This is a genomic window from uncultured Pelagibacterium sp., from assembly GCF_963972885.1.
Taxonomy (GTDB): Bacteria; Pseudomonadota; Alphaproteobacteria; order Rhizobiales; family Devosiaceae; genus Pelagibacterium; species Pelagibacterium nitratireducens.
Genome location: NZ_CAXAXY010000074.1, coordinates 1 through 13,933, shown reverse-complemented (window position 1 = coordinate 13,933; position 13,933 = coordinate 1). Strand labels below are relative to the sequence as shown.

The following is a 13,933-nucleotide window of genomic DNA, read 5'->3' as shown; positions in this document are numbered from 1 at the left end:
CGCCGGCAGACTGCCGCACAGAGCCTCGACCGCCGCAAAGGTCTTTGGACCGGACAGCCTGATAATTGCAACGCCTGAAGGCAGGCTGCCCGTGGATAGCGCGGCAATGGTTGTGCTGGTCTGCATCAAAGTCATTCCGGGGTCAGAATGCAGCAAGGCCGCGCCGTGTCAACGCCACGCGCGGCCTCAAAAAATGTAGCCGAAGCGGGCCGAAATCAGGTGTTCATCGACTCGAAGAACTCGGCATTTGTCTTGGTCTGCCGCAGCTTGTCGAGCAGGAATTCCATGGCATCGACGGTGCCCATCGGATTGAGGATCCGGCGCAGAACATACATCTTGCGCAAGATATCGGATTCGACCAGCAGTTCTTCCTTGCGGGTGCCCGACTTTGTAACGTCGATGGCCGGGAAGACGCGCTTGTCGGAAACCTTGCGGTCAAGCACGATTTCGGAGTTGCCCGTACCCTTGAACTCTTCAAAGATCACCTCGTCCATACGGCTGCCGGTGTCGATCAGCGCCGTCGAAATGATGGTCAGCGAGCCACCGTCCTCGATATTGCGCGCCGCACCGAAAAAGCGCTTGGGACGCTGAAGCGCATTGGCATCCACACCACCGGTCAAAACCTTGCCCGATGATGGAACGACTGTGTTGTAGGCACGGCCAAGGCGCGTGATCGAATCGAGGAGAATTACGACGTCGCGTTTGTGCTCGACAAGTCGCTTGGCCTTTTCGATAACCATTTCAGCAACTTGAACGTGACGCGAAGCCGGCTCGTCAAAGGTCGAGGAAATCACTTCCCCCTTCACCGAGCGCTGCATGTCGGTCACTTCTTCGGGACGTTCGTCGATCAGAAGCACGATCAGATAGCATTCGGGATGATTGGTGGCGATCGATTGTGCAATATTTTGCAACAATACCGTTTTACCGGTACGCGGCGGAGCAACGATCAGGGCGCGCTGGCCCTTGCCGAGCGGTGCAACCAGATCGATGACGCGGGCCGAGCGATCCTTGGTTGTGGGATCGGCAAGTTCCATGTTCAGCCGCTCATCGGGATAGAGCGGGGTGAGGTTGTCGAAATTGATCTTGTGGCGGACCCGTTCGGGGTCCTCGAAATTGATTGTGTTGACCTTGAGCAGCGCAAAATAGCGCTCGCCTTCCTTGGGAGAGCGGATCTGGCCTTCGACCGTGTCGCCGGTGCGCAGCCCGAAACGGCGAATCTGGGAGGGGCTGACATAGATGTCGTCAGGACCGGGCAGATAATTGGCATCGGGAGAGCGCAGGAAGCCGAAACCATCGGGCAGGACCTCGACAACGCCTTCGCCGGTTATTTCCACATCGCGGGTCGCCAATTGCTTGAGGATGGCGAACATCAATTCCTGCTTGCGCAGTGTATTGGCATTTTCGACGTCGAGCTCTTCGGCAAAGGACTGCAACTCGGCCGGTGATTTGGCCTTGAGGTCCCTGAGCTTCATGAATTCCATGATCAGCCTTCTTAGGGGGATGGTCGGGATAAACTTAAAAAAGGAGGGAGAAGCGGGGCGGAGCAATTTGCCACCCATCTCACCGCGAACGGGTGAGTTGCCCGCTTCTCATAAACCATTCAGGGCGTCCATTGCAAGCACAACCGGAACCCTGACGGCCAAAGGGGCTAGAATGGCTTTACGATCACCATGATGACGATGACGATCATCATCACCGTGGGCACTTCGTTGATGGCGCGGAAGAATTTGGCCGGCCGCGCATTCTCGTCGCCGGCAAAGGCCCGCAGGTTTTTGCCCAGAAAGCCGTGAAAGCCGGAAAGGGTAAAAACGAAAGCCAGTTTGACCCAGATCCAGCCCATGGCGAAAATGCCCATGCCGTAAAGGTGGATCATCCAGAGCCCGAACACCCAGGTGGCAATCATCGCGGGCGTCATGATGGCCCGGTAGAGCCGGCGCTCCATCACCTTGAAGGTTTCAGACTGGGCAGAACCTTTTTCGGCGTCGGCGTGATAGACGAACAGCCGCGGCAGATAGAGCATTCCCGCCATCCAGGCGATGACCGAAATCACGTGAAGCGCCTTGACCCATTCCAGCATCGTGCTCTCCCTTGATCATGCGCCTGCTTAGCGCCCGTGAACGACATCGACAAGGCGTGAAACATGTGCAATCGGGGTTTGCGGCACAATGCCATGGCCCAGATTGAAGATATGCGGCCGGTCGGAAAACGCCTCGATGATCGCGTTGGTGCGCTCTTCCATCTGCGCGCCGCCCGCAACCAGTCGCAGGGGATCGAGATTGCCCTGTACGGGCAACGTTTTGGGCAGGTTCGATGACGCGAAAGCCAGAGGCGTAGCAAAATCGAGCCCCAACACGCTCACCCCCGTCCTTTGCGCATATTCGGCAAGCATGCCTGCCGCGCCGCGCGGAAATCCGGTGATCGGGGCATCGGGAACAAAACTGCGCACCTTTTCGACGATCCGCCGGTTGGGTTCGATCACATGGGTACGAAAGGCGTCTTCATCGAGGTTGAGCGCCCAGCTTTCAAAAAGCTGCACCATGTCCGCTCCGGCGCGAAACTGGGCGACAAGGTATTGGGCCGAAACCTCGACAAGAATATCGATCAGCGCGGCAAAGGCCTTCGGGTGGTGGAGCGCAAACAGGCGCGCCGCAGCCTGGTCGGGCGAGCCGCGGCCGCCGATCATGTAGGTTGCTACCGTCCAGGGGGCGCCACAGAACCCGATCAACGTCTTGTTCTCGCTCAGAGCCAGCTTGATCCGATCAATCGCTTCAAGGACCTTCTCGAGATTGTCCAGAGCCTTTTCCGGCCTGAGCGTTGCAATCGTGGTCTCGTCGATCGGATCGAGGATGGGTCCCTCACCCGGCGCAAAGCGGACATCCTGGCCCAGCGCATGGGGGATCACCAGGATATCGGAAAAAAGGATCGCCGCATCAAGATCGAACCGGCGTAACGGCTGGAGCGTGACTTCGGTGGCAAGAGCAGGCGAATAGCAAAGATCGAGAAAGCTTCCGGCCTTTTCGCGCACCTCACGATATTCGGGAAGGTAGCGTCCCGCCTGGCGCATGATCCAGACAGGGGGGCGGTTTTGCCGAATCCCATGCGCTGCATCGAGAAGCGGCTTTCCGCTTGGAATTTTGGGTGAGGGAGACTGCAATTGCCGGAACTCTTCGGTCTGTAAGGAATCTGTCTTTAAGAGTCTTCTTCTTCTTTATAGCTGTGTTTTGCACCAATTGTTTCGAGCCCACAACCGGGCCCGTCCAAATCGGCTTGCGTCAGTTTCGCGCGGCAGAACGGGTGTGGACCCTGTCGGAAAAACGGGGACGAAAGATCAGGGCGCGCCGGTCTCGTTAACGTTTCGTTAAGAGATCGCCTGTGCACATCCTTAATGAAAGATTAACGTTGAGCCGGTGCCGCAGCGAACGGTTTTCCCCGGTCTTGTCCCCAGGCCGGCTGCGCTGTCCCCAGTTCACCAACTGTTAACCCATTATCGCCCTTTGGGGAAAACTTCGCCCCCGCACGGCCGGAACTCGAAATGGGCTTTAACTGTGAGAGCGCATGTGGAAAAGCTCGTTCCGTCTCCAATCGCAAAAGCCCGGCCATGTTGATCCTTGCCTCCAAAAGCACAACGCGGAAAAGCCTTCTCGAGAACGCGGGCTTGCGGTTTTCGGTGGCCAGCGCCGGGGTCGACGAGCGTGAAATCGAACAGGCGGCCTTGACCCGCGGCGAGAATCGCGCGGGCCTTGCATCTCTTTTGGCACAGGCCAAGGCGCTTGCCGTCAGCGCCATGACACCCCAGGCGCTTGTGATCGGGGCCGATCAGACGATTGCTTTCCAGGACCAGGGCCTCCACAAGCCGCTTGACCGCGAAGATGCCGCCGAGCGGCTGATGGCCATGGCGGGCAAGTCCCATCAGCTCCATTCCGGTGTTGCGCTGGCCCGCGGGGGAAAAATCGTCTGGAGCACTGTCGAAACCGCGGTGCTGACCTTTAAGTCCTTTACCCGAAAAACCGTTGATCGCGTGCTCGATCTCGAGGGCGAGGCAATTTTTGATTCGGTCGCTGCCTATAGGCTCGAAGGGCCCTCGATCCGCCTGTTCGAGAGCATCGAGGGCGATTATTTCACCATTCTGGGCCTGCCGCTTCTGCCGCTTCTGGCAGCGCTCGAACAGCATGCGCCGGAAAGCTTTGAGCCGGGATCATGAAAAAAGCCTTTGTCATCGGTCACCCCATCGCCCATTCCAAATCCCCCCTGATCCATCAGAGCTGGATTGCCGAGCATGGGCTCGAGGCCAGCTATGAAGCGATCGAAATTGCGCCGTCCGATCTTGCCGGCTTGGTAGCCCGGCTGCGCGCGGGTGAATTCGTGGGCGGCAATGTCACCATCCCCCACAAGGAAGCGGTGATGGGGCTGATCGATGAGGTCGATCCGCTGGCCAGACGGATCGGTGCGGTCAATACCCTGGTGGCCGACAACGGCAAGATCTGGGGAACGAACACCGATTATATAGGGTTTCTCGCCAATCTCGATGCCCAGGCATCGGGCTGGGACGAGGCGCTTGGATCGGCGGTGGTGATCGGGGCCGGCGGCGCATCGCGGGCCATCCTGGCCGCCCTGGTCGACCGCGGCGTGCCGCGTATAGAGCTCATCAACCGCACATTGGGCCGGGCCCGGGCGCTGGCAGACGAATTCGGCCCGACGATCGTGCCGGGGCCGCTTTCTGAGATCGGCTCGCGAATGGCGGGCGCGGGGCTGCTCGTCAACACGAGCGCGGTCGGCATGAAGGGCACACAGTTCAATGGGCTCGATCTGTCGCCTCTGGCGCAGGGGGCGGTGGTCACAGATATCGTTTATACACCGCTCATTACCCCCCTTTTGGCCCAGGCCCGGGCCGAGGGGTTTGCCAGCGTCGATGGGCTGGGTATGTTGCTCCATCAGGCGGTTCCGGGGTTTCGCGCGTGGTTCGGCGTCGCGCCGGCCGTAACCGAAACGCTCAGAAACCGTGTTCTGGCCGCACTCGGGCAGTAAGAGAGAAGTTTTCGAGGGAAAAATGCTGCGCGTTGTGGTCACCGGTTCCATCGCCACGGGGAAATCGACAGTGCTTGCCCGCTTTGGCGAGCGGGGTTTTCCAACCTATTCGGCAGACCAGGCCGTCCACGAACTTTACGCCGGACAGGCCGCAGCGCTGGTCGAGACGCTTTTCCCCGGCACCGTGCGCGACGGCATGGTGGATCGCAAAGCGCTCAGCGCCGCGATTGCGGCAGAACCCCACCGGATTTCCGAACTCGAGGAAGTCATCCACCCGATGGTGCGCGAAAAGGCGCTTGAATTCATGGACGAGGTAGAAGCGGCAGGCCATGATCTGGCCGTCATCGAAATCCCGCTGTTTTTTGAAACCGGCGTCAAATATTCCATCGACAAGGTCGTGACCATCCATTGTGATCCCCAGATCCAGCGCCAGCGGGTGCTTGCCCGCCCGGGCATGAGCAGCGAAAAGCTCGATTTCATCCTCTCGCGCCAACTCAGCCAGGACGAAAAACGGGCAAGGGCCGATTACGCCATCGATACCTCGGGAACCATAGACGACACCATCGCGCGCACCGATGCCGTCATCGACGCCCTGCTTGAAGAGGTCCGGGCATGAGCCTTTTGCGCGAAATCGTCCTCGACACCGAAACCACCGGCCTTTCGGCGGCCAATGGCGACAGGCTGGTGGAAATCGGCTGCGTCGAGCTGATCAACCACGTTCCGACCGGCCGTCACTACCATGTCTATATCAATCCCGAGCGCGACATGCCCGAAGAGGCGTTTCGCGTGCACGGGCTGTCCGAAGACTTCCTGCGCGACAAGCCCAAATTCGCCGAGGTGGCGCAGGCCTTTGCCGACTTTGTCGGCGAAGACACCCTCATCATCCACAATGCGCCCTTTGACATGGGGTTCTTGAACGCCGAGCTCGAAGCGGCCGGCCGCGGGCGCCTTGCCAATGAAGTCATCGACACGGTGATGCTGGCCAGAAAGATTCACCCCGGCGCCCGCGTCAGCCTCGATGCCCTGTGCAAGCATTACGGCATCGACAATTCACGCCGCAGCTTGCACGGCGCGCTGCTCGACAGCGAGATCCTTGCCGAAGTCTATCTCGAGCTGATCGGTGGCCGGCAGGTGGCGCTTGCCCTGTCCGCTGAGGCCGAAACCTCGATACGGGGGGCGGGAACCCGTCCGCCGGCCCGCCAGCGCCCCACGCCCCTGCCTGCGCGCCTGACGGCGCCAGAAAAGCTGGCACATGCGGCCTTTATCGCTCAGATGGGGGACAGCGCCGTGTGGCTCAAATACGAAACGCTGGACGTCGAGGTCGAATAGGCCTGGCTTTTTTGCCGGCCGGAAACAAAAAAGCCCCGGTTTTCCCGGGGCTTTCGCATCTGTGCGGTTGAAACTGCTCAGTTGACGGTCGGCTTGACCTCGGTGGCGTCGGCTGTGCCCTCGGTCTTGTTCTTGTCGGCTGCCGCTGCCAGATTGCGGCGGTAAAGCGCAAGAAAATCGACAGGCTCGAGCAACAGCGGCGGAAAGCCGCCCGCCTGGATCGTCGAGGCCAGAACCTGACGCGCGAACGGGAAGATCAGCCGCGGCGCTTCGACCATCAAGAGCGCGCCGAGCTGGTTTTCGGGTATGTTGCGGGTGCGGAACAGGCCGCCATAGACCAACTCGACCGCATAGAGCACAGTGCCCTCGCGTTCGGTCTTGACGTTGAGCCCGATTTCGACGGCATAAACGTCATCGCCCTGCTTTTTGACCTGAACGTTGATGTTGACGTTGGAACCGGGATTGACCTGTCCAGGCACGAGCGAAGCCGGTGCGTTGGGATTCTCAAAGCTCAGGTCGCGCACATACTGTCCCACGATACCAAAAGCGGGGGCAGTTCCTTCCGGCCCGGCGGCGGCGGCCGCATCGTTGTTTGTGTTGTCGTCAGCCATTGGCCAATATGTCCCTATCTCCGGTTCGCCAGAGCGGCCCGGCAAGGACCGCAAATTTGCCGTTTGGCTAGCACTTTTGTGGCCGGCTCACAAGGTTTGGCGCACAGACGCGCAAAATCGGCTGGAGCGTGTCAGGATCTGATTGAATCAAGTCCCCGGCTCCAAACCTTTGATTTCTCGCGTGTCCGAGCCGCAAACCCGGTTCCGTTCTGCTCGACCCGCATTAGCGGTAATCGTCATTGTCGAGGTCGATCGATTTATGGGCCGGACCGGGCTGGGAGGGCCGATAGGTGGTGACCACCACCATGTTCCGGCTCATCTGTCCGTAAAGCCAGTGCCGCACCGGCGGGATGAGCAGCGCAAAGCCGCTGGCATCGGTGATGAAACCGGGGACCAGAAGAAACAGCCCCGCCACCGCGATCATCATCATTTCAGCAAACTGGCGCTGTGGCATCTCGCCCCGCGCCATCATGGCCCGGCTGTCGAGCACCATGCCCAGCCCCTGCCACCGGACGATCAGGACACCGGCTACGGCCGTTCCGACGATGGCGGCAAGGGTCGAGAGAATACCGATCTGCCCGCCAACCCAGATGAATCCGGCGATTTCGAGAAATGGCAGCAGCAAAATTCCAAGAAGTATGAAACGTCCCACGCCGAGCAAGCTCCCTGTGGTTTGTCGGGTTCGCCACCGTGCACCGATCGTGCCGGGCAAACCCTTCGATCACAATAATGCCACTGCAAACTGGTTTGCAGGGCGCGTTTGCATATATATAGGTCACGACAACCAGATTGCGAACCGCCCCGATCCCCCGCCAGTCAACTGGTGTTGCGGATCGGGCGGTGGACAGAACCTTTCATTTTGGAGCCAGAATTTCACTCATGGGCGAATTTCTCGACTTTCCCACCCTTATCGTCATCGTGGTGGCCATCGTAGTGCTCCTGCGTCTCCGCTCGGTTCTGGGCACCCGCACCGGCAATGAGCGCCCGCCCTCGACGCGCTACGAGTCGATATCGCGCACCAAGTCGGACAACGACGATACAGTGGTTCCGATGCCGCGGCGCAATCCCCAGGATGCCGAAGAGGCTGAAAGGGTCCAGCGCAAGCTCGAAGCCGAGATCGAAAAATTCGGATCCGGCAAGACCGAGATCGAAGAAGGGCTGCGCGCCATCGCGGCAGCCGATCCCGCCTTTTCACCCAAGCAGTTCCTCGAGGGCGCCAAATCGGCCTACGAAATGATCGTTTCGGCCTATGCGTCGGGTGACCGCAAGAATTTGAAGATGCTGCTCGACAAGGATGTCTATGACAGTTTCGACAGCGCCATCTCCGAACGCGAAGCAGCGGGTCATACCGTCGACTTTACCTTTGTGGGCCTTTCCAACATTGCGTTCGTCGAAGCCGAACTCGACAAGCGCAATGCCGTCGTTACCCTCAGGATCGACGCCGAAGTGGTTTCGATCACCAAGGATCGTGAAGGCGAGATCGTCGAGGGTACGCCGGGCCAGGTCGTGGCGATCGCCGACGAATGGACCTTCATGCGCAACACAAGGTCGCGCGATCCCAACTGGAAGCTCGTCGCGACCAACGACCTCGACTAGGCCAAAAAGGCAGACTTGCCATGGCGCGCAAACCGCCCGGACCCCGCCCGAAAAAATCCGGGCCGGTGCGCGACTGGCACCTGTGGAATGCTGTGGGCAACACAGTCGACCCGCTGTTGCGGCGCAAGAGCACCGACCCCAAGGCCGTGCTCGAAGCGCTCGAAAATGCAGTCGAGGAGCCCGAAGCGGCCAGGCCCATCGACACCGCTCCGCGGTTCGCTCGTCCGCCCCTGCCCTCGGCCGGCCCGATGATCGCGGCGTCCAAGGTCCCGGCCTGGGAAAAATCGATCGAGCCCAATCTCAAGCGGCGGCTGGCGCGCGGGCACGAACCGATCGATGCAACCCTTGATCTGCACGGCATGACCCAGGATCAGGCGCGCGCGGCCGTTGAGCGCTTCATCCCTGCCCGCGCGGCGCGCGGCGACAGGACGGTACTTGTCATCACCGGCAAGGGAATCAAAAAGACCGGATATCTGCAGCTCGAGCAAAAGGGCGTGCTCCGCGAAATGGTGCCGCTCTGGCTCAATGCCAAAGAGCTTGCCCCCATGGTTGCCGGGATCGATCCCGCCCACCAGAGCCATGGCGGAGGCGGCGCGCTTTATGTCCGGCTCAAACGCAAGAGGCAGATGTGACCCCGCTGGGAGCCAAATTGCGCAAGCTGCGCGCCGATCGCGGCATCGCGCTCAAGGACATGGCCAAAGCCCTCAATGTGTCGAGCGCCTATCTCTCGGCCCTCGAACACGGCAAGCGCGGCAAGCCCACCTGGTTTCTGGTGCAGCGCATGATCGCCTATTTCAACGTGATCTGGGACGAGGCCGAGGAAATCCAGCGCCTGGCGGAAATCTCCGACCCCAAAATGGCCATTGATACCGCCGGCATGGCGCCCGAGGCGACCGAATTGACAAATGTTCTGGGTCGGGAAATGGGCAATTTGTCTCCAGAGGACTGCAAGGCGATCCGCGATGAAATCATGAAAAGGGCGGTGAAACGGCAATGACCGATCCACGGCGCACCATCGCCATGGTCTCTATCCTGGTGCCAGATTATCAGGCCGGGATCGATTATTACTGTGGCATTCTGGGATTCACGCTCTGCGAAGACACCCCGCTGGAAAACGGCAAGCGCTGGGTGCGTGTCAGCCCAGGCGACGGCTCAGGATTTTGCCTGCTTCTGGCCCGTGCGGTAGGCTCGCGCCAGGAGACCGCGATCGGCGACCAGGCCGGTGGCCGGGTCTTTCTGTTTCTTCACACCAGCGATTTTGCCGCTGACCACGCGCTCTATAGTGCCAGGGGCGTTAAGTTTCGCGAGCCACCCCGAAACGAGGACTATGGAATAGTCGCCGTTTTCGAGGACGCATTCGGCAATCTGTGGGACCTCATCGAACCGCGCCGCTAGGTTCCGGCCCGCCCATCCCCTCCCCGGTCGGGGAGAGGATGGATGTGTGGTGGCTCGGGGCGCTCCTTAAAGAATATACCGGCTCAGATCGGTATCGCCGGCCATCTTGCCCACGGTCTCGCGCACACGCTCGCCATCGATGGTCAGAGTGGTTCCGGACTTGTCGGGGGCTTCAAACGAGATGTCCTCGACAAGTTTTTCCAGCACAGTCTGCAGACGCCGGGCGCCGATGTTTTCGATGGTGGAATTGACCGAGACCGCGATGCTGGCCACTTCCTCGATGGCGTCAGGGGTAAATTCGAGCGTCACCCCTTCAGTGCCCATCAGCGCCACATATTGCCGGATCAGCGAATATTCGGTGTCCGAGAGGATCTTGATGAAATCCTCGCGCGTCAGGGCGCGCAACTCCACCCGGATGGGCAGGCGGCCCTGAAGTTCGGGCAGAAGATCGGACGGCTTTGAAACGTGGAAGGCGCCCGAGGCGATGAACAGGATATGGTCGGTGTTGACCGGACCGTATTTGGTCGAAACCGTGGTGCCTTCGATCAGCGGCAACAGATCGCGCTGCACGCCTTCCCGGCTCGGCCCACCGGTCACTCCGCCTTCCTTGGCAGCCACCTTGTCGATCTCGTCGATAAAGACGATGCCGTGATTTTCCACCAGCTCGATGGCCTCGGCATTGATCTTGTCCTGATCGAGCAGCTTGTCGGCCTCCTGATTGATGAGGATTTCGTAGCTGTCCTTGACCTTGACGCTGCGCTTCTGGGTCTTGCCGCCGAACGCCTTGCCGAACATGTCGGACAGGTTGATCATCCCCGCCCCGGCGCCCGGCATGCCGGGAATATCGAACATCGGCATGCCCGAAGTGGCGGGCACCTCGATCTCGATTTCCTTGTCGTCGAGTTCGTTGTCGCGCAGCTTTTTGCGGAATGCCTCGCGGGTCGAGGGCGTCGCCGACTGCCCCACCAGCGCGTCGATCACCCGCTCCTCGGCGTTGAGATGAGCCTTGGCCTTCACTTCGGCCCGCTTGCGGTCCTTGAGGATCACGATGCCGGCTTCGACAAGATCGCGGATCATCTGCTCGACGTCGCGGCCCACATAGCCAACCTCGGTGAACTTGGTGGCTTCGACCTTGACGAAGGGCGCCTGGGCCAGCCGGGCGAGGCGACGTGAAATTTCGGTCTTGCCCACGCCGGTCGGCCCGATCATCAGGATGTTCTTGGGGGAAACCTCGCGGCGGATATCCTCGGGCAATTGCTGACGGCGCCAGCGGTTGCGCAGCGCAATGGCCACGGCCCGCTTGGCGTCGGACTGCCCGACGATGTAGCGGTCAAGCTCGGAAACGATCTCGCGGGGGGAAAAACTTCTCTCAGTCATTATCTGTCTTCTTTGTCCAGAAACCGCACCATCAGGTGCTCGTCGATGAAACGCCCATCGACATTGAGGGCGCGCGGCTCGGTGCCATAGGTCTGGAAACCGAGCCGATGATAGAGTTTGAGGGCGGCGCAATTGTCCACGGCGACGCCGAGATGAACCTGCCGGGCCTTGGTTTTCGCACGGGCGATTACGGTGTCCATCAGTGCGACCGCCAGCCCGGCCCTCCGGTATTGGGGGAGAACGTAAACGCCGAATATCGTTCCGATATGGCTGGTCTTGTCCCGGTCGGAAACGAACAATCCCGCCATCCCTACCGGTCGATCGTCTTCGAACGCCACAAAGATCGCCGCGTCGCGCGTGCCTTGCGCATACCAGTCGAGCGGGCGATCCCGCTCGGTCTGGACGTCCGATGCAAACGATGCCGGATCGCCCTCCAGCGCGATCAGCCTGATCGTCCGATAGGCCTCGGCCTCATCAGGTCCAATCTGGCGGATCGAAAGGCTCAAGATTCGAGCTCGATCGTTTCGACCGTCACATCGGCATTGGTGTAAACGCAGATATCGGCGGCGATCGCCATCGATCTGCGGGCGATATCTTCGGCACTCTTGTCGCTGTCGATGAGCGCCCGCGCTGCCGAAAGGGCATAATTGCCTCCCGAGCCGATGGCCGCGATCCCGTCCTCGGGGGACAGAACATCACCAGTCCCGGTCAGGATCAGCGAATCGGACTTGTCGACCACGATCATCATGGCTTCGAGCCGGCGCAGATACCGATCGGTGCGCCAGTCCTTGGCCAGCTCCACGCAGGCGCGCATCAACTGGCCGGGATATTGTTCGAGCTTGGCTTCGAGCCGCTCGGAAAGTGTGAAGGCGTCGGCGGTTGCGCCGGCAAATCCGGCGATCACCGAGCCGCCTGCCAGCCGACGGACCTTCCTGGCGGAATGTTTCATGACGGTCTGGCCGAGTGAGACCTGCCCGTCACCCGCCACCACGACCTGATTGCCCTTGCGTACTGAAACGATTGTCGTCATTTGAAACTCAAATGCCTTTCACATTAAAACGCGTGTTGGCCTTTATTTAGGATTGGCTGGGCTAAATGCAATGCGAGGGCACCATGCCGGGCTTTCCCGCCGCCCCTCAAGCTGTTAATGCAAGGCCCGAGTTTCCCAGGGGATGGACCCAATGCGCAAGGCAAAGCTCGATCGCAAGACCAACGAGACCGAGATCGCCGTCGCCGTCGATCTCGATGGCAATGGCGTGCGGCAGATCGAAACCGGGGTCGGCTTTTTCGATCACATGCTCGACCAGCTTTCGCGCCATTCCCTGATCGACATGGCGATCCACGCCAAGGGCGATCTGCACATCGACGATCACCACACGGTCGAGGATGTGGGCATTGCCATCGGTCAGGCGCTCAAGGATGCGCTGGGCGACAAGAAAGGCATTGTCCGCTACGGGGCGTGCGACCTGGTCATGGACGGCACCAAATCCACGGTGGCGCTCGATGTTTCGGGCCGGCCGTTCCTTGTCTGGCGCGTCCAGTTCACATCACCCACGATCGGCACTTTCGATACAGAACTGGTGCGCGAGTTTTTCCAGGCGATTGCCATCAATGCCGGGATCACGCTGCACGCCGAAACCCACTATGGCGACAACAACCACCATATCGCCGAAAGCCTGTTCAAGGCTTTGGCGCGCGCGTTGCGTCAGGCGGTCGAAATCGACACCCGCGCTGCCGATCAGGTGCCCTCGACCAAGGGCGTGTTGTAGGATTTAGGCTGGGGCAAGGCCCCGTTACGGACCGGTCTCATGACCCTCTATACAATCTACGCCAAGCCGGAAAACGGCCCCGACGCCATTTGGGTTCTGCCCGAGAAGTTCAGTTGGGCGGCCTTTCTGTTTGCGCCGATCTGGGCGCTCGCCCGCGGCGCCATGGCCTATCTTGTGCTCTGGCTTGTGGTGACGCTTGGCCTTGTTATGCTCGCGCCCCAATTCGGGGATGAACTTGCAGTGCTTCTTTATCTGATCTTTGCGCTGTGGACCGGCTTTGCAGCCGCGTCGATCGCCGGCCGCGCACTGGAAGGCCGCAACTGGATCCCCAGCGGCGAACTTGCAGCCGACAGCACCGTCTCTGCCGAGCGGATTTGGTTGAACCGAAACTACGGATAGCGCCCATGAGCCAAACCGTTGCAATCATCGATTATGGCGCCGGCAATCTCAAATCGGCGCAAAAGGCCTTCGCCCGTGCCGCCGAGGGAACCGGGGCCGAGATCATCGTCACCTCCGATGCCGATCTTGTCCGCAAGGCCGACCGGATCGTCCTGCCCGGCGTCGGCGCCTTTGCCGATTGCATGGCCGGGCTCGATGCGGTGCCGGGGATGCACGACGTGCTCAATGAAAAGGTGATGGCCGGCGGCACACCGTTCCTGGGCGTCTGCGTGGGCATGCAGCTTTTAGCCAGCGTCGGTCGCGAAAAGATCGAAACGAAAGGGCTGGACTGGATCGCCGGCGCCATCGAAACGATCGAGCCCTCAGACCCCGCACTCAAGGTGCCGCATATGGGCTGGAACACGCTGAGCGTTTCCCGTCCCCATGCCCTGC

At 60.4% G+C, this 13,933-nt stretch carries 19 protein-coding genes; 11 read left to right on the top strand and 8 right to left on the bottom strand.

Annotated elements, in window-relative coordinates:
- Positions 1-215 precede the first annotated feature (215 nt).
- The 3 genes from rho to hemE form a co-directional block, all read right to left on the bottom strand.
- Positions 216-1,481: a transcription termination factor Rho gene (rho, locus tag AACZ55_RS11980; RefSeq protein ID WP_338608403.1), complete on the bottom strand. Its 1,266-nt coding sequence runs from the start codon at positions 1,479-1,481 to the stop codon at positions 216-218.
- Between the two features lie 167 nt (positions 1,482-1,648).
- On the bottom strand, positions 1,649-2,077 hold the full coding sequence (gene hemJ / locus AACZ55_RS11975; protein ID WP_339646352.1) for a protoporphyrinogen oxidase HemJ: 429 nt from the start codon (positions 2,075-2,077) through the stop codon (positions 1,649-1,651).
- A gap of 27 nt (positions 2,078-2,104) precedes the next feature.
- Complete coding sequence (gene hemE / locus AACZ55_RS11970; RefSeq protein ID WP_339646354.1) at positions 2,105-3,133, bottom strand: uroporphyrinogen decarboxylase; 1,029 nt, start codon at positions 3,131-3,133, stop codon at positions 2,105-2,107.
- A 465-nt stretch (positions 3,134-3,598) separates the two neighbouring features.
- On the opposite strand from hemE, the gene AACZ55_RS11965 reads away from it, so the two are divergent.
- From AACZ55_RS11965 to dnaQ, 4 genes are read left to right on the top strand one after another with little or no spacing between them, the layout of a single operon-like run.
- Positions 3,599-4,201, top strand: coding sequence for a Maf family protein (locus AACZ55_RS11965; protein WP_339646350.1), 603 nt, complete (start codon positions 3,599-3,601; stop codon positions 4,199-4,201).
- Positions 4,198-5,025, top strand: coding sequence for a shikimate dehydrogenase (locus tag AACZ55_RS11960; RefSeq protein ID WP_339646348.1), 828 nt, complete (start codon positions 4,198-4,200; stop codon positions 5,023-5,025). Before AACZ55_RS11965 ends, AACZ55_RS11960 begins: the two co-directional genes overlap by 4 nt.
- 22 nt (positions 5,026-5,047) lie before the next feature.
- Entirely contained in the window at positions 5,048-5,641 is a 594-nt protein-coding gene (gene coaE / locus AACZ55_RS11955) for a dephospho-CoA kinase (RefSeq protein ID WP_339646346.1), read from the top strand.
- 5 nt (positions 5,642-5,646) lie between these two features.
- The gene (dnaQ, locus tag AACZ55_RS11950) at positions 5,647-6,354 is read left to right on the top strand and encodes a DNA polymerase III subunit epsilon (protein ID WP_338610773.1); all 708 of its coding nucleotides are present in this window, start codon (positions 5,647-5,649) and stop codon (positions 6,352-6,354) included.
- Between the two features lie 77 nt (positions 6,355-6,431).
- On the opposite strand, the gene secB is transcribed toward dnaQ, so the two are convergent.
- Both secB and AACZ55_RS11940 read right to left on the bottom strand, forming a co-directional pair.
- Positions 6,432-6,965, bottom strand: coding sequence for a protein-export chaperone SecB (gene secB, locus AACZ55_RS11945; RefSeq protein ID WP_338608398.1), 534 nt, complete (start codon positions 6,963-6,965; stop codon positions 6,432-6,434).
- 223 nt (positions 6,966-7,188) lie between these two features.
- The gene (locus tag AACZ55_RS11940) at positions 7,189-7,617 is read right to left on the bottom strand and encodes an FxsA family protein (RefSeq protein WP_339646344.1); all 429 of its coding nucleotides are present in this window, start codon (positions 7,615-7,617) and stop codon (positions 7,189-7,191) included.
- A 227-nt stretch (positions 7,618-7,844) separates the two neighbouring features.
- Between AACZ55_RS11940 and AACZ55_RS11935 the strand changes: the two genes are divergently transcribed.
- The 4 genes from AACZ55_RS11935 to AACZ55_RS11920 are packed head-to-tail and all read left to right on the top strand — an operon-like array spanning position 7,845 to position 9,956.
- Positions 7,845-8,561, top strand: a complete 717-nt coding sequence (locus AACZ55_RS11935) for a Tim44/TimA family putative adaptor protein (RefSeq protein ID WP_338608396.1) — start codon at positions 7,845-7,847, stop codon at positions 8,559-8,561.
- A 20-nt stretch (positions 8,562-8,581) separates the two neighbouring features.
- Positions 8,582-9,193, top strand: coding sequence for a Smr/MutS family protein (locus AACZ55_RS11930; RefSeq protein WP_339646343.1), 612 nt, complete (start codon positions 8,582-8,584; stop codon positions 9,191-9,193).
- Positions 9,190-9,558 carry a helix-turn-helix transcriptional regulator gene (locus AACZ55_RS11925; RefSeq protein WP_339646341.1) on the top strand — a complete coding sequence of 123 codons (369 nt, stop codon included), beginning with the start codon at positions 9,190-9,192 and terminating at the stop codon, positions 9,556-9,558. The genes AACZ55_RS11930 and AACZ55_RS11925 overlap by 4 nt, the downstream gene beginning before the upstream one ends.
- Positions 9,555-9,956, top strand: a complete 402-nt coding sequence (locus AACZ55_RS11920) for a VOC family protein (RefSeq protein ID WP_339646339.1) — start codon at positions 9,555-9,557, stop codon at positions 9,954-9,956. Before AACZ55_RS11925 ends, AACZ55_RS11920 begins: the two co-directional genes overlap by 4 nt.
- Positions 9,957-10,022: 66 nt before the next feature.
- Here AACZ55_RS11920 and hslU read toward each other — a convergent pair whose 3' ends face one another.
- From hslU to hslV, 3 genes are read right to left on the bottom strand one after another with little or no spacing between them, the layout of a single operon-like run.
- The gene (hslU, locus tag AACZ55_RS11915) at positions 10,023-11,333 is read right to left on the bottom strand and encodes an ATP-dependent protease ATPase subunit HslU (RefSeq protein WP_339646337.1); all 1,311 of its coding nucleotides are present in this window, start codon (positions 11,331-11,333) and stop codon (positions 10,023-10,025) included.
- Entirely contained in the window at positions 11,333-11,839 is a 507-nt protein-coding gene (locus AACZ55_RS11910) for a GNAT family N-acetyltransferase (RefSeq protein WP_338608391.1), read from the bottom strand. The genes hslU and AACZ55_RS11910 overlap by 1 nt, the downstream gene beginning before the upstream one ends.
- Positions 11,836-12,363: an ATP-dependent protease subunit HslV gene (gene hslV / locus AACZ55_RS11905; protein WP_338608390.1), complete on the bottom strand. Its 528-nt coding sequence runs from the start codon at positions 12,361-12,363 to the stop codon at positions 11,836-11,838. Before hslV ends, AACZ55_RS11910 begins: the two co-directional genes overlap by 4 nt.
- A 142-nt stretch (positions 12,364-12,505) precedes the next feature.
- Here hslV and hisB point away from each other — a divergent pair, with 142 nt between their 5' ends.
- The 3 genes from hisB to hisH all read left to right on the top strand — a co-directional run.
- Entirely contained in the window at positions 12,506-13,102 is a 597-nt protein-coding gene (gene hisB / locus AACZ55_RS11900; RefSeq protein WP_339646334.1) for an imidazoleglycerol-phosphate dehydratase HisB, read from the top strand.
- A gap of 39 nt (positions 13,103-13,141) precedes the next feature.
- On the top strand, positions 13,142-13,501 hold the full coding sequence (locus AACZ55_RS11895; RefSeq protein ID WP_339646332.1) for a hypothetical protein: 360 nt from the start codon (positions 13,142-13,144) through the stop codon (positions 13,499-13,501).
- Positions 13,502-13,506: 5 nt separating this feature from the next.
- Positions 13,507-13,933, top strand: a 427-nt coding sequence (gene hisH, locus AACZ55_RS11890) for an imidazole glycerol phosphate synthase subunit HisH (protein ID WP_339646330.1), incomplete at its 3' end; no start/stop codon positions are given.